The organism is Ensifer sp. 1H6 (assembly GCF_001976035.1).
Lineage (GTDB): Bacteria > Pseudomonadota > Alphaproteobacteria > Rhizobiales > Rhizobiaceae > Ensifer > Ensifer canadensis.
Window position 1 is genome coordinate 1 of sequence record NZ_MOAI01000041.1, and the last position, 20662, is coordinate 20662.

At 59.1% G+C, this 20662-nt stretch carries 19 protein-coding genes and 2 pseudogenes; 10 read left to right on the forward strand and 11 right to left on the reverse strand.

All coding sequences use genetic code 11. From position 1 onward, the window contains the following. Positions 1-128 (forward strand): 4Fe-4S dicluster domain-containing protein (locus BKP54_RS30915; RefSeq protein ID WP_143347948.1); only part of this gene is annotated, 128 nt, incomplete at its 5' end. A gap of 85 nt (positions 129-213) precedes the next feature. Here BKP54_RS30915 and BKP54_RS30920 read toward each other — a convergent pair. Together BKP54_RS30920 and BKP54_RS30925 are read right to left on the reverse strand one after the other, a co-directional pair. Further along, positions 214-1214: pseudogene (locus BKP54_RS30920) on the reverse strand (IS30 family transposase). Between the two features lie 299 nt (positions 1215-1513). Continuing rightward, positions 1514-2107, reverse strand: a complete 594-nt coding sequence (locus tag BKP54_RS30925) for a cyclophilin-like fold protein (RefSeq protein ID WP_245317942.1) — start codon at positions 2105-2107, stop codon at positions 1514-1516. 216 nt (positions 2108-2323) lie between these two features. Between BKP54_RS30925 and BKP54_RS30930 the strand changes: the two genes are divergently transcribed. Then, a complete protein-coding gene (locus tag BKP54_RS30930) occupies positions 2324-3904 on the forward strand; it encodes an adenylate/guanylate cyclase domain-containing protein (protein WP_084815389.1) in 1581 nt (526 codons plus the stop codon). Here BKP54_RS30930 and BKP54_RS30935 read toward each other — a convergent pair. Continuing rightward, on the reverse strand, positions 3864-4760 hold the full coding sequence (locus tag BKP54_RS30935; protein ID WP_084815390.1) for a LysR family transcriptional regulator: 897 nt from the start codon (positions 4758-4760) through the stop codon (positions 3864-3866). The two genes, BKP54_RS30930 and BKP54_RS30935, sit on opposite strands and share 41 nt — an antisense overlap. A 152-nt stretch (positions 4761-4912) precedes the next feature. On the opposite strand from BKP54_RS30935, the gene BKP54_RS30940 reads away from it, so the two are divergent. From BKP54_RS30940 to BKP54_RS30970, 7 genes are all read left to right on the forward strand, one after another. Further along, on the forward strand, positions 4913-5359 hold the full coding sequence (locus BKP54_RS30940) for a (2Fe-2S)-binding protein (protein WP_057210704.1): 447 nt from the start codon (positions 4913-4915) through the stop codon (positions 5357-5359). A 13-nt stretch (positions 5360-5372) separates the two neighbouring features. Next, positions 5373-7619: a xanthine dehydrogenase family protein molybdopterin-binding subunit gene (locus BKP54_RS30945; protein ID WP_025431026.1), complete on the forward strand. Its 2247-nt coding sequence runs from the start codon at positions 5373-5375 to the stop codon at positions 7617-7619. After that, positions 7616-7990, forward strand: coding sequence for a cytochrome c family protein (locus BKP54_RS30950; RefSeq protein WP_025431025.1), 375 nt, complete (start codon positions 7616-7618; stop codon positions 7988-7990). Before BKP54_RS30945 ends, BKP54_RS30950 begins: the two co-directional genes overlap by 4 nt. A 184-nt stretch (positions 7991-8174) precedes the next feature. Next, a complete protein-coding gene (locus BKP54_RS30955; protein WP_084815391.1) occupies positions 8175-9365 on the forward strand; it encodes an MFS transporter in 1191 nt (396 codons plus the stop codon). Further along, a complete protein-coding gene (locus BKP54_RS30960; RefSeq protein ID WP_245317944.1) occupies positions 9362-9811 on the forward strand; it encodes a cyclophilin-like fold protein in 450 nt (149 codons plus the stop codon). The genes BKP54_RS30955 and BKP54_RS30960 overlap by 4 nt, the downstream gene beginning before the upstream one ends. A gap of 22 nt (positions 9812-9833) precedes the next feature. Continuing rightward, positions 9834-10850 carry a zinc-dependent alcohol dehydrogenase family protein gene (locus BKP54_RS30965; RefSeq protein WP_025431022.1) on the forward strand — a complete coding sequence of 339 codons (1017 nt, stop codon included), beginning with the start codon at positions 9834-9836 and terminating at the stop codon, positions 10848-10850. A gap of 146 nt (positions 10851-10996) precedes the next feature. After that, positions 10997-11926, forward strand: a complete 930-nt coding sequence (locus BKP54_RS30970) for an XdhC family protein (RefSeq protein WP_084815392.1) — start codon at positions 10997-10999, stop codon at positions 11924-11926. A 322-nt stretch (positions 11927-12248) separates the two neighbouring features. Here the strand turns inward: BKP54_RS30970 and BKP54_RS30975 are convergent, their stop codons facing one another. The 5 genes from BKP54_RS30975 to BKP54_RS31000 form a co-directional block, all read right to left on the reverse strand. Beyond that, on the reverse strand, positions 12249-12689 hold the full coding sequence (locus BKP54_RS30975; protein ID WP_025431019.1) for a DsrE family protein: 441 nt from the start codon (positions 12687-12689) through the stop codon (positions 12249-12251). Between the two features lie 105 nt (positions 12690-12794). Beyond that, complete coding sequence (locus BKP54_RS30980; protein WP_025431018.1) at positions 12795-13052, reverse strand: hypothetical protein; 258 nt, start codon at positions 13050-13052, stop codon at positions 12795-12797. A 575-nt stretch (positions 13053-13627) separates the two neighbouring features. Then, positions 13628-14662, reverse strand: coding sequence for a zinc-binding dehydrogenase (locus BKP54_RS30990; protein ID WP_025431017.1), 1035 nt, complete (start codon positions 14660-14662; stop codon positions 13628-13630). Continuing rightward, positions 14655-15746 (reverse strand): Gfo/Idh/MocA family oxidoreductase, encoded by a 1092-nt coding sequence (locus BKP54_RS30995; RefSeq protein ID WP_025431016.1) that lies wholly within the window; start codon positions 15744-15746, stop codon positions 14655-14657. Before BKP54_RS30995 ends, BKP54_RS30990 begins: the two co-directional genes overlap by 8 nt. Further along, complete coding sequence (locus BKP54_RS31000; protein ID WP_025431015.1) at positions 15743-16195, reverse strand: nuclear transport factor 2 family protein; 453 nt, start codon at positions 16193-16195, stop codon at positions 15743-15745. Before BKP54_RS31000 ends, BKP54_RS30995 begins: the two co-directional genes overlap by 4 nt. Before the next feature lie 103 nt (positions 16196-16298). On the opposite strand from BKP54_RS31000, the gene BKP54_RS31005 reads away from it, so the two are divergent. Beyond that, positions 16299-17264 carry an AraC family transcriptional regulator gene (locus BKP54_RS31005; protein WP_084815393.1) on the forward strand — a complete coding sequence of 322 codons (966 nt, stop codon included), beginning with the start codon at positions 16299-16301 and terminating at the stop codon, positions 17262-17264. Here the strand turns inward: BKP54_RS31005 and BKP54_RS31010 are convergent. From BKP54_RS31010 to BKP54_RS31020, 3 genes and pseudogenes are all read right to left on the reverse strand, one after another. Then, a complete protein-coding gene (locus BKP54_RS31010) occupies positions 17236-17616 on the reverse strand; it encodes a response regulator (RefSeq protein WP_025431013.1) in 381 nt (126 codons plus the stop codon). The two genes, BKP54_RS31005 and BKP54_RS31010, sit on opposite strands and share 29 nt — an antisense overlap. Before the next feature lie 3 nt (positions 17617-17619). Beyond that, complete coding sequence (locus tag BKP54_RS31015) at positions 17620-18255, reverse strand: response regulator (RefSeq protein WP_025431012.1); 636 nt, start codon at positions 18253-18255, stop codon at positions 17620-17622. Between the two features lie 3 nt (positions 18256-18258). Beyond that, positions 18259-20306: pseudogene (locus tag BKP54_RS31020) on the reverse strand (PAS domain-containing protein). Between the last annotated feature and the right edge of the window lie 356 nt (positions 20307-20662).

The window sequence follows — 20662 nt, forward strand, 5'->3', positions numbered from 1 at the left end:
AGCCGGTCTTCGTCATCAACGCGCAGAACTGCGTGCACTGCAAGACCTGCGACATCAAGGACCCGAACCAGAACATCAACTGGGTGCCGCCGCAGGGCGGCGAGGGACCGGTCTATCCCAACATGTGAGTGCCCGACTACGTTCGTCCACAATCAGGCGTGGTCGGGGGAGATCCTAACCGAAGTGCATCATGCCGGTTTTGAGGGTAGGGCTTCAGCCTCCATCTTGCAAATGTGCCCGGAACACTTCGGCCGGCGTCCTGTAGTCGAGGCACTTTCGCGGCTGGTCGTTGAGATTGCGAGCAAGCTGGATGAGCTTGCGTTGCGACACGGCTGCAAGATCGGTATCGCCTGGCATGAACCGTCGGATGCGCTTGTTGGTGTTTTCCACGGCACCCTTCTGCCACGGCGCACTGGGGTCACAAAACCAACTGCGCGCGCCGATGCCATCTTCCAAAGCCCTGAATCCGGCAAACTCCGTGCCGCGATCAAAGGTGAAGCTCTGCCGGGCAAAGGCTGGCAAGGAGAGAACGTTTCGATGATCTTGTCCATGATCGGTCGTGAGTGCCGGCTCTGGTTTTTGATCATGACGGTGTAGCGGCTCTTGCGCTCGATCAGTGAGGTTAGGTTGGCGTTGCCCAAGTCACGTTGGAAGATCAACAAGTCGCCTTCCCAGTGGCCGAACTGCGAACGATCACCAATGAAATCAGGACGTTGCGATATCCTGCAGTCAGCAGGAAAAGTGCCGTCGCGAGGTTTCCTCGAGCCACGGGGGCGGCGTTTGCGGCGGCCTTCCGGCAGATGCTGATAGAGCTCCAGCGCCTGATCTTCCTTGCCGTAGATGAAGCGATAGATCGTCTCGGTGCAGACCCGCACGGCGCTAACGCCATCGGCGAGCAGACGACCGGCGATCTGTTCCGAGGACCACAGCGCCTTCAGCTGCTCGATCACCAGTTCACGCAATTGCGGGTGCCGTACAAGCTTCCTCAAACGCTGCCGCCGCTCTTTGCGGATGTCGTCAGCAACTGTTGGGAAGTAGCCGCTATAGTCGGGCAGCTCGCGATCGTGGAAGGTGTTGCGTCTGATCTCGCGATAGATCGTCGTTCGATGACGGCCGAGTTCGCGCGCCATTTCTTTGATCGGCAGTTTGCGTTCGACAAAGTGGAAGAGGCGGCGTCGATCGGCCAGATTCAGTTGCGAATAGTGTTGCGACATTCCAAAATCTCCAAGGGGAAACCATTGAAATCATTGGCATGTCGCACTTCAAATTAGAATGTACCCGGCTGCCACTCAAGATCGCATAATGTATCTATGGGAATAAGGCGATTTGGCCTCGTGCAGTTCAGCTGGAGGATGCGAGCCGTGGGTGTGGCAACCGGGAGCGGGCATTCCGCGGTGCCAGTCAGGGGCAGTTGCCAGTTTGATGTCCCGCCAGCAAAGGTTTGGCGCACCGTGCACTACGGCGTCTGCTGCTTTCGTTTTCCTCGTCGTATGCGCGGTGGCCAACCAACTTGCTATGGGAGAACTTCGACCGTAACCGGCCGGTCCGCAAGCTTCTCGAGAGTTCCCGGCGACGCCTTATAGGTCCCGATGTGAAGCGTCTGGTCTGAGTAATCGATGCCGGCTGTATTGTAGTAAAAGCCGAGGTTTCCCCACGGGACGAAGTAGATGAGGTCGCCGTCTTCTGGGTCTGATCCGGGCGAGCCGATGTGCTTGAGCTTACGGGGCAGATAGCTGATTTTTTCGCGGCCGGCGAATTCCTCAAGCTTGAGTGTGAGCGGCAGCATCGAAAGGAAGTCGCGCACTGCTGGACTGTCTTCGCCAACTGTTACGTCCACCGTCGTTGCACCATCGGTGAACCGCACGACCGTACCGATCACTGACGTGGGATTGCGATCCTTTGTTTGAGCAAAGGACATGGTGGGCAATGTGACCGAATGGGCTGCGAGCAAGAGCGCAAAGATTTGACGATTGAACCGCGACATTCTTTCGTTCTCTCGACTGTTGGCACCGGCTACCTGTTTCCGGTTTGACATGATCGGGCTCGAGGGGCCTTCGTTCCTGCTCAAGCCGTTCGATACCGACCAATATAAACGGTCGAGCAGCATCCGATTACCTCTGCCACTTCGCTTGCCGTCATGCGCCCAGTCCATGAGTGCCGCTCGGTCGAATGAAGATCATCAGCCGACTGATCGATCCGCTTCATAAGCGCATGCGCATTTCCGGCGCTAATCGCGCAGCCAGATCGAAGGTACTGTCTCTTCCAGGTTGATCGTTGACCGCCAGCAATCGCCGCGAAGCCACACAACCCAACGGGAGGATCGATGAAAACCCGTTTTGAGCCAGTGTTGAAGCCTTGGACGACAACGCGGCGATGCGTTGCCCTTCTGATGGGGCGCGCCCGACGTCACTTGGCAGGTAAGGCAACCGGCCCCGTGGTCTCCGCGGAGGCGCTCGGCGATGCTATCGATCGTGAAGTAAAAGAGGGCCTTGCCTACATGTTCTGGGGCCGGCTGGTCGCGCTGGGAACGCTCGCGCTGGGGGCGATCTTTGCCGTCCCGCTCGACCGTTCGGGCCTATATGTGGCTGCCATCGTGGCTTTCGGGTTGCTCAATGCACTTTCCTTTGGCCTTGCCCGCAGCAGTCGCTTTGCGACAGTGGCGACATGGTCGTTCGTCGTCATCGACGCAGCGATATTGACTTACATCTTTGTCACGCCTTCGCCGTTCGCCGTCGAAGGCTGGACGTCCCAGCTCAATCTTCGCTTACCGAATTTCCTGTATCTAGGTGTGTTTCTGGTGAGCATGGCGCTCACCTACTCGCCAGCCCTCGTCGTCTGGAGCGGCGCGGTTACCATCGTCGTCTGGAACATCGCCTACTGCTGGGTCGCGATGCGGCCCGATTCCATCGCCTACGGGAGAGATTTGCTCGATGGCGGGTTGAGTGATGCTGAGATCATTGCGCTGGTGCTCGATCCGCGCTCCGTGAGCCTGATAAATCTCTCTTATCAGATGATGTTCTTGGTGCTCGTGACGATTATCCTCGCGATCGCTGTTTGGCGCGCGCGCCGGCTTGTTCGTAAGCAGGTCGCGGCGGAGGCCCAGCGCAGCGCCTTGTCGCGCTACTTCTCCCCGAACATCGTCCGCGAGTTGTCCAGCGGGACGAGCGGATTTGGAGAGCCTTCGCTCCAGACGGCCGCGATCCTCTTTGCCGATATGGTGGGATTCACCAGGATTTCGGAGGGGCTTGCACCAGAGGATCTCGTTAAACTGCTGAAGGAGTATCACGCACGTCTGGCGACGGTTGCCTTTGCCCACGGCGGGACCGTGGACAAGTACATCGGAGACGAAATCATGGTGCATTTTGGCACCCCTCGTCCCCGGAAGGACGATGCCGCGCGAGCGCTCGCTTGCGCGCGGGACATGCTGGAGCAGGTCCGGCAGTGGAACGAGCAGCGGCTCGCTTCTGGCGAATACCCAATCGAGGTCGGCATCGGCGTCCATTACGGCGAGGTCATCGTCGGAAACATCGGAGACGAGCGGCGCCTCGAATACACGGTGCTGGGCGACACGGTGAATGTTGCGAGCAGGCTCGAACGGTTGACGCGCACAATCGGGACGTCCCTTGCGGTCAGCGAGGATCTGCTGATCGCGGCACGGGCGCAAAGCGCGACGAATCTAGCGCCCACAATCGAGGAGCTGCAGCCCGATCAGATGCACTTCGTGCGCGGGCGTCGGCGACCGATCGTCGTCTGGTACCTTCCGCGGGCGCACAGGCAGGATAGGCGAAGCGTAGCGAGCCGCCGTCAACACTCCGTCCCAGCACAGTCTAGGCAAGTGGATCGAATCCTTTCTGTGACCGGAACTACGACCTTTGATATCTCAAGGCGTCTACCACCACCTTGAATGCCGGCGAGTTCTGATGCCGGCTCGGATAGTAGATATAGTAGCCGGAGAAGGGCGGCGACCAGTCGGAAAGCAGCGCGACCAGACGTCCGGCCTCGATATGGTCGGTCACCAGATCTTCCGGCAAGTAGGCTATGCCGTGACCTTCCAAGGCGGCGTCTACCATGGGATAGGAGGTGTTGAACGCGAGTTGTCCGTCGACCCTGACGCGAAGCTCCTGGCCGTTCTTCTCAAACTCCCAGATATAGAGACCCCCGCCGGTTGCCTGGCGCATGTTGATGCAGTCGTGCTGCATCAAATCCTGTGGATGCTCCGGGATCGGCCGATCTGCAAGATACCGCGGAGAGGCCACGGCGAGCATCCGCCAGTCGGGTCCGATCCTGACCGCGATCATGTCCTTTTCGATGCTTTCGCCGAGCCGAACACCTGCGTCGAAGCCGTCTTCGACGATGTTGCGCAGGCCATTGTCACGACTGAGCTCAATCTTGATATCAGGGTACTTCGACAGGATCGGTTTCAGCTTGGGCCAGACGATGGTTTCGAGCGCATGATCCGACAGGGTGATCCTGATCGTACCCGACGGCGTGTCGCGCAACGCCGTAAGTGCCGCCAGATCGCTCCTGATGGCGGATATTCTCGGCGACAGCGAATGAAACAAGCGATCCCCGGCTTCAGTCAAGGCAACGCTTCGCGTCGTCCTGGTCAGCAGTCTCAGCCCCATCCGGGTTTCGAGCCGCTTGATCGTGTGACTGAGCGTCGACTGGGTTATGCCAAGCTTGGCGGCTGCCTTGGTGAAGTTGCGCTCCTCGGCAACGGCGAGGAACCATAGCAGGTCATTGAAGTCTTCCTTGGCCATCGATTTTCGCTTGGTCCGCCTCGGTCGATTTATGGTGCGTGTCGATAAATGTAAGCGAAGCATGGCGTCTAATCCATAGCCGTCTCCTTTGTTAGCGTCTGTGCTGAGACAGTTTCGTTCGAGATCGTCGTGCGCATCCTAAGGAGACCGCCATGGAACTCACCATCAATGGGACCAAACACCAGGTCGACATCGAACCCGACACACCGCTGCTTTGGGTCCTTCGCGACGAACTCGCGATGACGGGCACGAAGTATGGTTGCGGACTCGCCCAATGTGGCGCCTGCACCGTGCTTGTCGATGGACAAGCGACGCGGTCTTGCGTCACTCCCGTTGAGAGCGTCGCCGGCGCCGACATCATGACGATCGAGGCGGTTGCTGATGACCCGGTTGGTCAAAAGGTCGTTGAGGCCTGGGTGGCCAACCAGGTCGCCCAATGCGGCTACTGCCAGTCCGGTCAGGTCATGGCGGCAACGGCGCTCTTGAAACAAACCCCGAAGCCGACGGACGAGGACATTGCCGGTGCGATGGTCAACCTCTGTCGCTGTGGCACCTACAACGCGATCGCGGCGGCTGTCCGCGATGCCGCGCAAGCTTGATCGGAGGTGAACCATGAACGACATGACACCCATCATTCCCGAAGCTCAGGCCACCGAGAACGGCAAACCCTTCAAGGTATCCCGACGCGGCTTTCTTGGCGCATCGCTCGGCGCGCTTGTTCTTGGCGTGACGCTTCCGGCGGCTCGAACCCGCGCACTAGCGGCCGCTCCGGCGTCCGTCACGCCAGGTTCCCGGGTTGCGGCATTCCTGGAAATCCGGCCCGACAGCACGGTACTTTTCCGCAGTGCCTTCATTGAAGGAGGCCAGGGGATCTTTACCGCCATGGCGCAGATCGTCGGCGAGGAACTGGACGTCGATCCGGCGAACTTCGTCGTGGAAGGCGCTCCCCCCGGCCCGGATTATCTCCTGACCGGTGGCGGGCGGTTCACGGGCGGCAGCATGTCGGTCCGCATGAGCTACGACACGATGCGCAAGCTCGGTGCATCCGCTCGGCAAATGCTGCTGCAGGCGGCCGCGACAAAGCTTGGTGTGCCTGCGTCCGAGCTTTCGACGGAACCGGGAAGAGTGGTCCACGCCGCTTCGGGTCGCGCAGTTCCCTATGGCGAGATAGCCGACGACGCATCGACGTTGCCGTTGCCTGCTGATGTCGCGCTCCGTGATCAGGCAAACTTCCGCTGGATTGGCAAACCTTTCGCGCGGCTTGACGCGCGCGATAAATCGACGGGCAAGGCGAAGTACTCGATCGACCAGACGATCGACGGCATGCTCTATGCCGCCGTCCAGCACAGCCCGCGCCTGGGCGGCGAGCCCGAGATGATGCAGAACGAAGCGGACGTGCGTGGCATGCCCGGCGTTCACTCCATCCATAAGCTACCCGGCGCTGTTGCAGTGGTCGCCAACAGTTGGTGGCGTGCGCGCCGCGCTGTCGAGGCTTTGCAGATGAGTTGGACAGAGGCTGCTTCCGGGATGTCGCACCCCATGCCGGCGGACTTCTCTTCCGAAGCGCATATGGCGAAGTTGAAAGCCACATCCGGCGATGGCGTAGCCTTCGAAACGGAGGGCGATGCGGCTGGCACGCTTGCGGGAGCGGCGCGTGTGATCGAAGCGGTCTATGACGCACCCTATCTCGTGCATGGACAGCTTGAACCGCCATCGGCGCTCGCGCGCTGGAACGAGGACGGATCTCTCGAGCTATGGCTCCCCAACCAGGCACCGGAGATGTTCCAGGCCGATGCCGCGAAGGTCGCCGGCATCGCACCAGAAAAGGTCATTATCCACTCACCGATGCTGGGCGGTTTCTTCGGACGCCACTTTCTCTATCAGACGGCGAACCCGTATCCCCAGGCAATTCTGCTTGCCAAGGCGGTTGGACGCCCGATCAAGCTCCTCTGGAGCCGAGAGGAGGAATTCCTGCGCGATGCGCTCCGGCCGATGGCTGCAGTCCGTTTCCGCGGCGGAATTGATGCCAGCGGCACGCCGGTGGCACTCTCAGCCGTTGCGGTCGGAGAGGGGCCCACGGGCCGGTGGTTCGGTCGCCAACCCGACAAGGTCGACAGTTCCGCCGTCGAGGGGATAGCCGGCAAGGTCTATGCGATCCCCAACCGACGTGTCGGCCAGATCCATGTTGACGACCCCGCGATGATCGGCTTTTGGCGTTCTGTCGGCCATTCGATGAACGACTTTTTCTACGAGACGTTCTTCGATGAGATGGCGGATGCAGGTCAGCAGGATCCTTACGAACTGCGCCTCCGTCTCCTGGCTGGCAGTCCACGTCACAGGAAGCTGCTGGAGGTCGTGGCCGATCTCTCCGGCGGGTGGAAACGTGGACCGTTCGCTGCCGAAGACGGCACCCGGCGCGCGAGAGGCGTCGCTATGGCCTCGCCGTTTGGCAGCGAAGTGGCGACGATCGCCGAGGTGTCGTTGCGCGATGGTGAAATCGCCGTACATGACGTTTGGGTGGCGATCGATCCCGGCAGCATCGTCAATCCTGCAATTATCGAAGCGCAGATGAACTCGGCCGTTGCCCTTGGACTTTCATCGGCTCTGCTTGAGGAAGTCGTCTACGTAGACGGCGTGCCGCAAGCACGAAACTACGACGGCTATCAGATCCTAACGCCAGACCGCATGCCGCGGGTTCATGTCCGGATCGTCGAGAGCGGTGCGCCCATGGGTGGTATTGGCGAGCCAGGTCTGCCCGGCGTTCCGCCGGCCGTAGCCAATGCCCTCTCAGTCCTCGCCGGCGAGCGTGTTCGAAGCCTGCCGATGTCCAAATTCGATCTCAAGGAGGTTGACGGTTGAAGACACTCGTTCTGGCCTCTTTGGCTTCTCTCATCGTGGCCGGTAGTGTTGCGCCTGGCTATTCCCAGGAGACGGATGCCGCGCCTGGAGCGCGGCTGTTCCAGCAACGCTGCGGCACATGCCATCAGATCGCCACCACTCGCAACGGCGTTGGGCCCCATCTGCAGGGGGTCGTCGGACGGACGGCCGGAAGTGATGAGGGCTTCAAATATTCTCCCGCCCTCAAGGCATCGGGAGTGACCTGGACGACGGAAACGCTGGATACGTTCCTGACAAACCCGGGCGCGATGGTCCGGGGCACGCGGATGACGCAACGCTTCAACAACGTGGAAGAGCGGCGTGCGATCATCGAGTTCCTCGGCTCGCGCTAGGCACAGGCAAGCATGCGGGGTGGCGGCGGCATTGCTCGGCGCCGCCACCACGCACTTCGTTGGTTCGCGGATTTATGCGCCTCTTCGATTAATGCAAGTGAACGATGTCGGCTAATTCGATTTCTTCCACCGTGCTAATCAGTTTCGCACGGGAGAAAACTCGCTGAATTGAAGGGCGAAACTGATGACCCACGTGACGTACGAAGAGACACTGACGAGACCCGCCGCGGCCTGGGGCGCCGTCGTCTCGATGGCACTTTGTGTCGCGGTACTGATCGCTTCAGAGTTCATGCCCGTCAGTCTCCTGACGCCGATTGCAAGCGATCTTGTCATGACGGAAGGCCAGGCAGGACAGGCAATTTCGATATCCGGGCTGTTCGCCGTGGTGACGAGCCTGTTCATTGCAGGGATCACCCGGAGCATCGATCGCAAGGTTGTCCTGTCATCGTTCTCGGTCTTGCTGGTCGCTTCAGGCCTCATCGTCACATTTGCCCCGAACTACACAGTCCTGATGATCGGTCGTGCACTGCTTGGGATTGCAATTGGCGGCTTCTGGTCGATGTCCACCGCAATTGTCATGCGCCTCCTGCCCGCCACCGCTGTGCCGAAGGGGCTTGCGATATTGAACGCTGGGAACGCGATTGCGGCGACGATTTCCGCACCGCTGGGCAGCTTTCTGGGCGACTACATTGGATGGCGCGGAGCATTTTTCTTCGTGGTGCCTTTGGCGCTGATCGCGCTTGTCTGGCAGTGGCTGAGCATGCCCTCGCTGCCGCCGCGTCGACGGAGCGCCGCCGGCAATGTTTTCCACCTGCTCAAGCGCAGACAAGTCGCGATCGGCATGACAGCAATCCTGCTGCTGTTCATGGGGCAATTTGCGCTCTTCACCTATCTCAGACCCTTCCTCGAGTCCGTCTCCGGCTACTCCGTTTCCGCCTTGTCTCTGGTGCTCTTGTTAATGGGACTCGCCGGCGTGGTAGGAACCTGGAGCATCAGTTCGCTGCTTTCGACGCGCCTTTACCCGATCGTGGTTGGTATTCCCCTTGTCATGGCAGCGATAGCTGCAATGCTGATTGCATTTGGCTCGGCGAAGATTGCCGTTGCGGCCCTCCTGATTGCCTGGGGCTTCTTTGGCACCGCCGCGCCCGTCGGCTGGGGAACCTGGTTGAGCAGGGTACTCCACGATGATGCAGAGGCAGGCGGGGGACTGCAGGTCGCCGTCATCCAGTTTGCCATTACCGTTGGCGCGGCTGCTGGCGGATTCCTGTTCGACTGGAGCGGATGGTGGAGTTCGTTCGCATTGGCAGGCATTCTCCTGCTTGGATCGTCGGCGGCAGCTTTTGCGGCGTGGATGGATTGGGAGCGTTCAAAATGAAACGGCAAGCCACCTCGATGACGCGCCGCACTCTGCTCGGCGCGGGTATCGTCGGCACGGCCTTGCCGCATCTCGCATGGGCTGAGGAGCAGACACACATGAAGGCACGTTTCATCTTCGCTGATCACGACTTTACGGTGACACTAAATGACAGTCCGTCTGCCCGTGACTTCGCCTCGATGCTTCCGCTGGATCTGACGTTCTCGGATTTCTCCAACGAGAAAATCGCCTATCTGCCGCGCAAGCTCCATCTGGAAGCAAGAGGACCTTTCCCCAACGAGGCTGCAGGCGACCTCTGCTACTACATCCCGTGGGGCAATCTTGCCTTCTTCCACGGCGATTACATCTCAACGAGAGATCTCATCCGGCTCGGTCGCATTGATGGCGGCATCGAGCCGTTGCTTACGCGCGGCGAGTTTCCGCTTCGCATCGAACGCCTGTCTTGACGCCATCGAAAGGGAGTGAAGCATGCTGGCTACGGTTCTGCACGGCAAAGGCGATATCCGTTGCGAGGAGGTCGCCGAACCAAAAATTCTTAAGCCCACCGACGCTATCATCAAGTTGGCGGCTTCCTGTGTTTGCGGCTCCGACCTATGGCCCTACCGTGGGCTCCAGTCGGTGGGCGGGCCGACACACATGGGCCATGAATATTGTGGCGTCGTCGTCGAAGTCGGCGAAGACGTCAAAACGGTGAAGCCAGGCCAGTTCGTCGTGGGATCATTCTGCATTTCCGACAATACGTGCCCCCACTGCCGCTTCGGTTTTCCGTCCTCCTGCGAACAGCGGGAGTTCATGTCTGGTGCGCAGGCGCCATATGCCAGAATTCCTCTTGCTGACGGCACCCTGGTGGCAACGCCGGAGATGCCGGAAGACGATCTCATTGCGAGCCTTTTGGCCGTTTCGGATGTTCTTGGCACCGGCTGGTATGCAGCCGACGCCGCGCGCGTCCAGCCCGGCTCGACGGCCGTCGTCGTCGGCGACGGCGCGGTCGGTCTGATGGGCGTGCTCTCGGCCAAGCAAATGGGGGCTGAGAAGATTATCGCCATGAGCCGGCACAAGACTCGTCAGGATCTCGCGCTCGAATTCGGTGCCACGCATATCGTCTCGGAACGAGGCGACGAAGGTGTCGCACGGGTCAAAGAGTTGACAGGTGGTGTGGGGGCTGAATCCGTTCTTGAATGCGTGGGGACGCAGGAGGCGATGACGCAGGCGATGAACTGCGCTCGTCCCGGCGGGCATATCGGTTTCGTCGGAGTTCCGCACGGTGTTCAGATCGACGGACAGACCTTGTTCTTTGCCCAGAAGAGCCTGATGGGCGGCCCGGCTCCCGTTCGTCGCTATCTTCCGTACTTGATGGATTTGGTGCTTAACCGGGAGATTAACCCCGGTAAGGTCTTCGATCTCGAAATTCCCCTCGCTGACGTCGCAGAAGGTTACCGTGCGATGGACGAACGCCGCGCGATCAAGGCGTTATTGCGGGTTTAAGACTTAGACTAGTTGTCGGGCGGGTTATACGGCCCGGGACGCCGTTGCCGCGCAGTTGAGGACGCTGCGCGGCAAGCCGCTATCTCCATTCTTGTGTTTAAACCTGGCGCCGGGGAGGTGGCGGCCTTCGACCGAAGGAATCTAATGTGAATGATATTTCACTTGACGTTCTGCCAACACCTGTCAGAGCCCTTCTCACGGATGATCCGATTGAACTCCTCACGTTTGCCGCTGACGCCTCCAGGGAAGGGCAGGTTGCGATAGCAACACTCGTCCAAATCAGGGGCGGCGCCGCTCGTGCACTCGGCTCTCAGGTGATCATCCTAAGCGACGGACGCTTTGCCGGATATGTTTCCGGCGGATGTGTCGAAGCCGCGGTTGCCGCTGAAGCACTGCTTGCCATGGCTGACGAACGCGATCGTACCGTGATGTTCGGCGAAGGATCCCCATTCCTCGACGTTGTGCTTCCTTGCGGAGGCGGGATAACCGTCTCGATCCACGTCCTGCGACGAGTCGAAGAAATCGAGAAAGCCCTCGAACACCTGAAGCAACGCCACGCCATCAGTCTCCGGTACTCGCCTGAGCGACAGCAGTTGCTGGCCGTGGCCCTACCGGCGGACAGGGCGGGATGGGTAGGTGACAGCTTTTCGACCATCTATCGTCCCCGCACAAAAGTGATCATCTCAGGGCAGACGCTCGACGTGCGAAGTGTTGCGCGCCTCGCCGAATGTTCGGGATTTGAGGTAACCGTTTTGGCGCCAGACAAGGGATCGAGTTTGATCCGAGAGTTAGTTGACCCGTTTTCGGCCGTGCTGCTTCTGCACCATGACCTCGAACAAGAGATTCCGGTTCTTGAGGCCGCGTTGCAAACCTCTTGCTTTTACCTTGGCGCTCTGGGGAGCAGGCGGACGCACCGACAGCGCGTCGACCAATTGTTGAGACTGGGTCACAACGAAATCGAACTCGCACGCATCAAGGCACCGATCGGCCTGTTCGGCCCTGCGCGAGACTCTGCGTCGCTGGGACTTTCGATCCTTGCGGATGTTGCGGCGTCCCGTCTGGAGACGTTTGGATGAGCCTTCGCGCGCTTTGGTTGTCAGCATGCTTCCCGGCTTCATGCATTTTCATTTCGCCCGACAGCTGAGGTGCGGTCCATGCTTCAAGCAAGCGCCTAAGCGGGTTCTGGCGCCGCAATCCGGACCGTACTATCCGCTTGCAACAGCGAGTGGAGCACATATTTGCTTTTGCAAAGCAATAGCGAACTTTTATCCATGACCTTCTACGATTTGCTAATGTACTCAAAGACCAAGTGACGCAATGGCCAATAGCTGGCCTGCATCAGACGGGGCGACACTTGCATTCCTTTGATACGGGCTGCCCTAGGGGAGCGCTACGCCATTACGCCTCCGTGATTTTCACGAATCCCTGTTGAACAAGCTGGATGGTACGCGCCATCGCATCCGTGTTAATTTTCACGTTAGGAAGTAGGTCCGCATTGCCCCAGCCGTTCGCCTCCGCGGTGGCCCCGCAGAGCTCTATCTTGACACCTCGCTTCACCAAATCGGCTATCAGGTTCTTGTTGGGATTTCCGGCTGCGATCTTCCGTGAGTCGTTGTACGCCTCGTCATGCAAAGTGAGGTGTCCCGCGTTCGTGTGGAATACCACTATCACTTCGGAGTCAGCGCCCCAGTCCGCGATATCGTTCGTGATGAGTTGAAGGTGGAAAATCGCGGCAGGCAGATCGCCTTCGAACTGAAGCGAGCCGATGCTGTGCACGGATTTTACAGACTTCAGTTCAACCGGGACATCGATAGTGATTGCGTGCTTGGCATCTGACATGTCGTGGCTCCCCTGTTGGCGAATAAGGCGCGAGCGGCTTACGATTTCCCACTGTGGAAAGATGCCCGCTTGAATAAAGCTACACATCGGGGCGGTCCCCACCAATCATGGGTTCATATTAGGTTTCGATTGCTGCAAGCGATGAACCAATTCCTCCAGGCCATCAGGACCCTTGAAGCACCACTGAAGCAGATCCGTCGGATCAACGTTCTTTCGCCTCATCGCCTCCGCAAATTCATCGAGGTCCGTTCGGTTGAGTTCGGCAATATGCGCGGCGTTCGCGACCGTCACCTTGCTTCCGAGGGCTTGCAGGATGAAGCTCCCGCCACTGCTGCGCGCGAGCCCGCCAAGCGAAAGTCCCACGGCGTCTGTCGCTGCTCGTCACCACGATAACGCGCGCGCCGTGCGCAACGGCAAACTGAATTGCGAATAACGCGACACCTCCCGTACTCTGGACTACAACGGTCTGGCCGGCTCTTACGTGGCCGAGCCCAACCAGCGCAAACCATGCCGTCAGTCCCGCGACGGGAAGAGTGCTTGCTTCGATATGTGTGAGATTTTGCGGCGGAGCAACAAGGCGCTCTTCGGGCACGCAGACATATTCGGCGAGCCTCCCAAGAAGCGGGAGCTATTGGTCTCGAACGCGGAGCGGGGCCATCGATCCAGTTCAAGGTATCCGCGGAGATAACACGGTCCCCGATCGAGAAGCGTTTGGTATCCGGTCCTAGTCGGAAAACCTCTCCCGACATGTCCGAACCCGGGACCAGAACGCCGCCTGGTCCGGAATCCATCGCTCCGTCGATCAAGGCGGCATCCCGATAGTTGAGAGACACCGCTCTCGCCTTGACGAGGACTTCCTTGGGCCAGGCTCCGGGATCGGGACATCACATAGCGCGAGACCACTCTCCTGCGGCCGATATTCCCATCGTTTCATCGCTTTATCCACCTGAGATCAAAAGGACCGGGCGGCCCAGAGTTTCGCCTGCTTCGAGTGCCCTTTGCGCTTCACCGACACCCGTGAAGGGTACCACCCTGTCAATGTGCGCCCGCAAGCCACCTCGATCGACGAGTTCGGCGATCTGGGCGAGCGCAGCGGTTTGGCGAAGGCGATGTGCATGGTGGCGGCTGATCTGCGGCAGACCGATGTTGACGAAGCTGATGTCCAGGTTTTTCCACTCGGCCTGCCCGTTTCCCTCGGCGGGCCAATCCGACACTACTGTGTTGATCAGCCTCCCATAGGCAGCCGTATGCCTGAAGCTCTCTGCGAAGTTGCCATGTCCTACAAAGTCGAACACGATGTTAGCTCCCGGTTCGCCCCGCCACGCCTCAAGGGCCTTCTCCACGCTTTCTGTCCGGTAATTGATTACGAGTTCGGCGCCGAGCACTCTCACCAATTCCGCCTTTGCCTCGTTCGAGATGGTCGTGGCGATCCTGGCTCCGAGGGAAGCGAGATATTGGATTGCGATATGCCCGAGCCCGCCCGCGCCGCCGTGGACCAGGACATGATCACCTGGGCTTACCGTCGCCTTCTCGAAAACGGCCTCCCATGCGGTGAGGGCCACCACTGGCAGGGCAGCGGCTTCCACGAAGGTCAGCTTTTCCGGCTTCGAGGTGACATAGTCTGAACGGACGACCTTGTATTCGGCATAGCTTCCCGGGTTTCCGGCGTAGCCGCCGTCCACGTACCAGACCTCGTCACCTACTCGGGCGTTCACCACCTCTCGTCCGGCCTCCACCACTACGCCGACACCGTCAATTCCGAGGATCGTAGGCTCTTTCTGAGACCTCCCGTCGCTATCGTAGACGGCTCCGTTCTTCCTGTTCTGCCAGTCAGCGGGATTGATCCCGGCTGCCTTCACTTGGACCAAAACATCAAGCTCGTCCCTTAGCCGAGGGCGGTCGACTTCGCGCACCTCAAGGACTTCGGGTCCGCCGGGTCTAGTGACAACGAGGGCCTGCATTTTCTCAGACATCGCGCCGTTCCCCGTTGCCAGAGGCGATGGCATCCAGAACGCGATGCAGGTTCACAGCGTCTTCGAATGTGGGAGACAGTTTGGTGTGATTTCTCATATCAGACGCGATGCGGGAATAGGCGACCCCGACGCTTTGGCTGAACCCATCCTCGAAGCCGAGGGTCTCGTAGAGAGGCGGCACTGGCAATTCCTGCATCTGCTCGGCCCCCTGTGCGCCTTTAACAGTGAAGCCGCCCAGCCCGACATAGCCGACGGGGCTGGTCAGGATGAGGTCGCCTTTGGTGCCGTTGATCTCGATATGGAAGTTCGTGCCGCGCGAGAGGCCACCGCGGAAATGTGCGCTGAGGGCTGCGCCGTTCGTGAGCAAGCCAGCGGCAATGATTTGATCTGGCGCTGTCAACGGAACTTCTTTCCCCGTCTCCGCTATTCGCGTCATCGCTCGGCTGTTCGACAGCGCGCCGCTGATGGACTTCAGTCTCGACCCGAGGGCGTAGAGGGTCGCGTCGAGCGTGTGCGCGAACGGCACGTGGAACATCGAGGCTCCATTTGCCATATCCAGGGTGTATAGGTAGCTCTCGTTGATCTCCTCACCCCAGATGATGCCAGAACCGATCATGGAAACAGACAGGACCTCGCCGACATAGCCGTCCTTGATCAGATCCTTGATGAAGTTGATGGCCGGAACCGAACGCGTTTGAAGCCCGATCGCCGTAAATGCATTCCTGCTCTTCGCCAGTGCTAGCATTTTTTCGGCGTCGCGCAGGTTCATGCCCAGCGGCCACTCCGAGAAAACCGCTTTCCCTGCTTCCAGGGCCAGGGTGACGAGTTCAAGGTGATGTGGAACCTTGACGGTCACGACGACCAGGTCGACGTTCGGGTCATTCACCAGCTCATCCGTCGTTCCATAGCTGTTATCCGCGCCAAACTTCTCGGCAGACGCGCGAGCTATTTCGGGCCTGTTGTGGCTTACAGCCGCGATGCGAAACTCAGGCAAGGCTTTCAGGGCGGGGATATGGGCGGTGGTGGCCCAGCCCTTGTCCGGATGGACGCCGATGATGCCGACTTTGATGGGATTGGTGGTCATGCCGCATTCTCCTTCGGCTTGATTTCTAGGATCGTGCGGCGAAGCTCCAGGTGCGCCAAGCGCCACTGTCCGCCTTCGAGCCGCCATGTTTCGTGATAGTGGCCGTACCCGTGCATCGAGGCGGGACGGCCATCATTGACATCGGGAAAAATCAGGTAGTCTTCCATGGACCAGATGGCGCGGACTTCCGTTTCCGAGACCACGTCGATCTCGTCATTGTGGACCTGATGGATTGTCCGGACCCCAGCGAGGTAGTTCTTGGTGACGGCCAGGAACTCATCAATGGAGTCAAACGCGGCGGCTGTGACACCGTCCTCGCCTATAAAGCGTATCGATGGATGACGTGCGAATAACGCAGCGAATTCCGGCCAGTTCTGCGTATCCACGTATCGGCAATAACGTGCTTTCAACGTGCGTATGGTTTCGACCAGAGCGAGATGGTTTTGCAATTGGAATCTCCTTTTCGGGCCACCATATAGCGACGAACAGCAAGAGCCTTCAGTCTCGATCGTCCCAAGTTTTGGCTCGATCGTCCATAATAGGAATGTTTAGTTGGACCCTTTGACCGACATCTTCTCTTCGATGCGAATTAGGAAAGCGAAGTTCACGACGCTGGACGCGACTGCGCCCTGGGGCGTTGCCTCGGACGGTGATCCGGCGATCAAATTCGTTCTCGTGGTCCGCGGATCTGGCGTCCTGACCACACGGGAAAACCCCCATGCGGTATCGTTGCGCGCAGGCGACGTCTTCATCATGTTCGGGAACGAACCTTACCAGGTCTACGATCATGCAGACTCGCGCACGGCGGACTGTCTTGATGTCGAGACCCTTCGGGTGGGCAACCGCATTCAGTTCGGAGGAGGTGGCGCGACGACGACTTTCATCAGCGGCTTTTTCGAGATCGAAAAGCTTGACGCCCAGCCCTTGCTGAAGGTGCTACCAAGATTGCTTCACCTTAAATCGGAGCAAAGCCGGAGCCAACAGTTCCAGTCGGTGCTTGAGTTGCTCGCGGCAGAAGCCGATGCTCCTGGGCTGGGTTCGGATGCCGTCGTGCGACGCCTGTTCGAACTGCTTTTCGTTCATGCGATCCGCGCGTTTGCGCAACAACGGTCGACGCCAAAGACTGGATGGCTGGCGGCCGTCTCCGATAGGAATCTGGCATTGGCGGTCGAAGCCATGCATGCGGAGCCACAAGTGCCGTGGACGGTGGGTCAACTCGCAAGTAAGGCTGGAATGTCGCGCTCAGCTTTCGCCGCCCGCTTCAAGGATCTAGTCGGACAAGCTCCGCTATCGTATCTGACAGAATGGCGAATTTACCAGGCTGCCAGACTGATTGAGGGGAATGCAAACAAGCTTTCTGTCATCTCGCGGAGCGTGGGTTACCAGTCCGAGGCAGCCTTCACCAAGGCCTTCAGAAAGGTAATGGGGACCGCGCCCAGCCAATACAAGAAAAGTCTCGCTGAAACCGGTTCGGGATCGGCGGATCCGATCATTGCCGAAATGCAAGAAGCCGCGTAATCGCCTGGAGAAGCACTTTGCTGTTCAGTGGTTTTCGCATGAAAACCCTGCGGTCATCGGCTCCCGCGAAACCACGATCATCGATATCGCTGCGACCCGTCATCAGTATCATCGGCATTTCAGGTTCCCGGCCTCTGACCGCCTGCTCCAACTCGAACCCGTCCATCGAGCCCATGCTGATATCCGTGATTACGCAGTCACACGCGGAGAGGTCTCCACTCGAGAGAAAAGCCGTCGGCGACCTATAGGTACGGGCCAGATAACCTACGGACTCAAGAAGCTCACGCAGCCCCTCAAGAACCCGCTTATCGTCATCCACAATTGCAAAGGTATGGCTCGCCTGCGCCATCATTCGTCAGTTTCCATGTCGGGAGTGCGTAATCGGTATGCTGAGTTTGGAGGCGATCCGCACCAGGTCGGCCAAGGAGTCGGCATGCATCTTGCGCATCATGTTGCCTCGATGGATTTGGAAGGTGATCTCGCTTATTCCAAGCTGGGCGGCACCTTGTTTGTTCATTAACCCACTTACAACGAGTGGGAGGACATCGCGTTCCCTGGCGGAAAGGCATTCCAGCCGAGATTGTAGTTCACTGAGTGCGGCTCGATCGTGTCGCGCCTCGCGGTCGCGCGCGAGTGCCAATTCGATCGCAGCGCGCAGGTCGTGCTCCCTGAACGGTTTCGCAAGGAAATCGACTGCGCCCAGCTTCATCGCGCGGACCGTCATCGGTATGTCCCCGTGGCCCGTTATGAAAATGATCGGAGGATGCGGTTCATCCGCCAACCGCGCTTGGAGCTCGAAACCGTCGATATCTGGCAGCCGTATGTCGAGTACGAGACATGAAGGATTCTGGGGCTTTGGGGCATCCAGATATTCCTGCGCCGTTGCGAACGTCGCAACGTTGACCTGCCACGATTCCAGGAGCTCGGAAAGGCCGTCCCGGACGCGCTTGTCGTCGTCTATCACGAAGACTGCATGATCCTCACTGTACATCGGTTATTCTCCGGACAAGGGGAGTGCAAAGCTGAATACCGTGCCGGTGGGCTCCGCGGGCGAAGCCCATAGCTTTCCGGCGTGTGCGCCGACGATGCTTCGGCAGATCGACAACCCGATCCCCATGCCGTTATGCTTCGTGGTGTAGAATGGTTCGAATATCTTCTCATTGTCGTGCAGCCCGACCCCGCTGTCCCGCACATCCACGAGGATTGTCCCGTCATCGAACCGCGAGCGGATTTCCAGTAATCGTATTGCCCCGTTCAATGTCGCCATCGCATCCATCGCGTTCTGAATGAGATTGACAAGCACCTGGAGGATGAGGCCCCTGTCGAAGTTCGCCGTCGGCAGGTCCGGCTCCAGGCGAGTTCGCAGATCGCATTTCGAACCCGAAATCCTTTCGCGCAGCAGCGTGCAGGCTTCCTCGATGACCTCGTTGATGTTTCCCGGGCTTTTCACCCCGCCCGATTGCCTGAAGAGAGCCTTTATCCTGCTGATCACTTCGCCTGCGTCGTTCGCGGCATCTGCCGCCTTTCTTGCACTGGATTTCGCCCTGTCGATGTTTGGCGGCATCGCACTGAGCCAGCTTTCGGTGGCACTGCTGTTTGTGACGACGGCCACCAAAGGTTGGTTCAACTCGTGGGCAATTGAAGCGGATAACTCAGATAGACTGGCGGCACGTGTCGCGAGTTCAAGCTGATGTTGGGCCTTCTGAAGCTGCGCCTGCGCCTGGGTTTCTTCCTCTACGTCGACAATGACACCGTACCACTGAAAGAGCCTGCTTTGGCAGTCGCGCAGGACACGTGCCCTGCAGTCGACAAGGTGATATTGGCCGTCGGCCAAACGATGGCGGTATTTCAGTGCAATGGGTTCGCCGGACTTGAAGCTTTGCTCAAAGCGATGCCGCAAAAAAGGCGCGTCCGCCGGGTGAACGAGACTGCTGATCATCGGCGCGAAGCCTGAACCGTTTACCCCACGAAGCTCCTCGAGCGTCACCCCGGAATATTTCATCAATGGCTCGTTGAAATAGGTGGGCTGTCCCTCCGGACTCGCGCACCACACAAAGGCAGGAAGCGTGTCGAGCATCAATCTCAGCCGGTCGGCGTTCGCCCGGAGTTCCTCCTGCGTCCGATGAAGCTCCTCGATGTCGACGTTGGTCCCATACCACTCGATGATTTCACCGTCCTCGCCGAGGAGCGGGGCCGCGTCGATCCTGTTCCAACGGTAGGTGCCGTCCTTATATCGCAATCGGCAGACCAGTGAGAGCGATGCCTTTCGTTCGACGCAGGCCGCCCACGCCGACTGGAAACCTTCAACATCATCCCGATGAACGACACCGAAATTGTTCGCCCTGATCTCTTCGAATGTCGCTCCGAGGTACTGGAGGGTCTTGGGGTTCTGGTAGATCGGCACGCCCGACGGGGAGGCGCACCATATCATCACCGGCATCGTATCGATCAGTGTTTGAAGCTGCCTTTCGCTATCCTCCAGCCGCTGCTCAGCGCGCTTCTTCTCATCGATGTCGATTGTTGTTCCGAACCACCCGAGTGTGTTGCCCTCCTTATCGACATGGGGGCGGCCGTAAGCGTGAAACCAGCGATACTCGCCGTCCGACCGTCTTATGCGATGAATTGACTCGAAGGAGGTACCGGTCCGCATGCTCGTAAGCCAAGCCTCGGTTACGCGCTCGACCTCGTCCGGGTGAACGGCCTCCAGCCCTGTTCGCCCTGTCGCGTTGAATTCGTCGGTCCGCTTGCCGACGTACTCGACGACGCTTGGATTCACGTAGACGAAGTTTCCCTTGGCGTCGGTGGCCCAACCTAGGCCGGGCATGCTTTCCACGATCAACTTCGCGTCTTGCAGGTGTTGGTCGACATCAGCACGCGCTCGCCAAATGCTCGCAAGCCAGAAGGCGCCCAGGGCACACAACAGAAATGCCGTCGGTCGGGCTATGGAGGCGAACCCATCGGACGATAGGAAACGATCAGAGCGCCGACGACAATCAAGAGCAACGCAATTGCCACAGCGACCTGCCTGCGTTTGACAAGCATGAGTGCCGCAAGGGCTAGGAACAACGCACCGTACGGCTCCTGTTCCATTATCCCCAGAGCAGTTCCGGCGCATCCCGTAGCAAGTGCAGGTGCGTATTGCCGTACTTGATGCACCCTCACGACATTCTCCCAGGTTGGCACCATTGGAGTTCGGTGAAACTATACTTCGATCAATAAGATCAGGCTAGTTGCGCCTCCACGACTAACGGAAACATATGATTGGCCGAGCGGGGTCTCCTGTCTAACATTCAAAACACCGAAAGCGACCGACGCACGCGATTGAAATCCCGTCGAAGTCGCTGTCCCAGCCGCCGTCCAAGCGATGGCCCACTGAAGGATGTAGGTCATGGCAGAAC

Excerpts from the sequence above, each read along its gene's own strand:
- BKP54_RS30965 (WP_025431022.1), top strand. The coding sequence starts at position 9,834 with ATGCTGGCTACGGTTCTGCACGGCAAAGGCGATATCCGTTGCGAGGAG.
- BKP54_RS30935 (WP_084815390.1), bottom strand. The coding sequence starts at position 4,760 with ATGGCCAAGGAAGACTTCAATGACCTGCTATGGTTCCTCGCCGTTGCC.
- BKP54_RS31010 (WP_025431013.1), bottom strand. The coding sequence starts at position 17,616 with ATGATGGCGCAGGCGAGCCATACCTTTGCAATTGTGGATGACGATAAG.
- BKP54_RS30945 (WP_025431026.1), top strand. The coding sequence starts at position 5,373 with ATGAACGACATGACACCCATCATTCCCGAAGCTCAGGCCACCGAGAAC.
- BKP54_RS31015 (WP_025431012.1), bottom strand. The coding sequence starts at position 18,255 with ATGTACAGTGAGGATCATGCAGTCTTCGTGATAGACGACGACAAGCGC.
- BKP54_RS30975 (WP_025431019.1), bottom strand. The coding sequence starts at position 12,689 with ATGTCAGATGCCAAGCACGCAATCACTATCGATGTCCCGGTTGAACTG.
- BKP54_RS30930 (WP_084815389.1), top strand. The coding sequence starts at position 2,324 with ATGAAAACCCGTTTTGAGCCAGTGTTGAAGCCTTGGACGACAACGCGG.
- BKP54_RS30925 (WP_245317942.1), bottom strand. The coding sequence starts at position 2,107 with ATGCTGCTCGACCGTTTATATTGGTCGGTATCGAACGGCTTGAGCAGG.
- BKP54_RS30960 (WP_245317944.1), top strand. The coding sequence starts at position 9,362 with ATGAAACGGCAAGCCACCTCGATGACGCGCCGCACTCTGCTCGGCGCG.
- BKP54_RS30940 (WP_057210704.1), top strand. The coding sequence starts at position 4,913 with ATGGAACTCACCATCAATGGGACCAAACACCAGGTCGACATCGAACCC.
- BKP54_RS30995 (WP_025431016.1), bottom strand. The coding sequence starts at position 15,746 with ATGACCACCAATCCCATCAAAGTCGGCATCATCGGCGTCCATCCGGAC.
- BKP54_RS30955 (WP_084815391.1), top strand. The coding sequence starts at position 8,175 with ATGACCCACGTGACGTACGAAGAGACACTGACGAGACCCGCCGCGGCC.
- BKP54_RS30990 (WP_025431017.1), bottom strand. The coding sequence starts at position 14,662 with ATGTCTGAGAAAATGCAGGCCCTCGTTGTCACTAGACCCGGCGGACCC.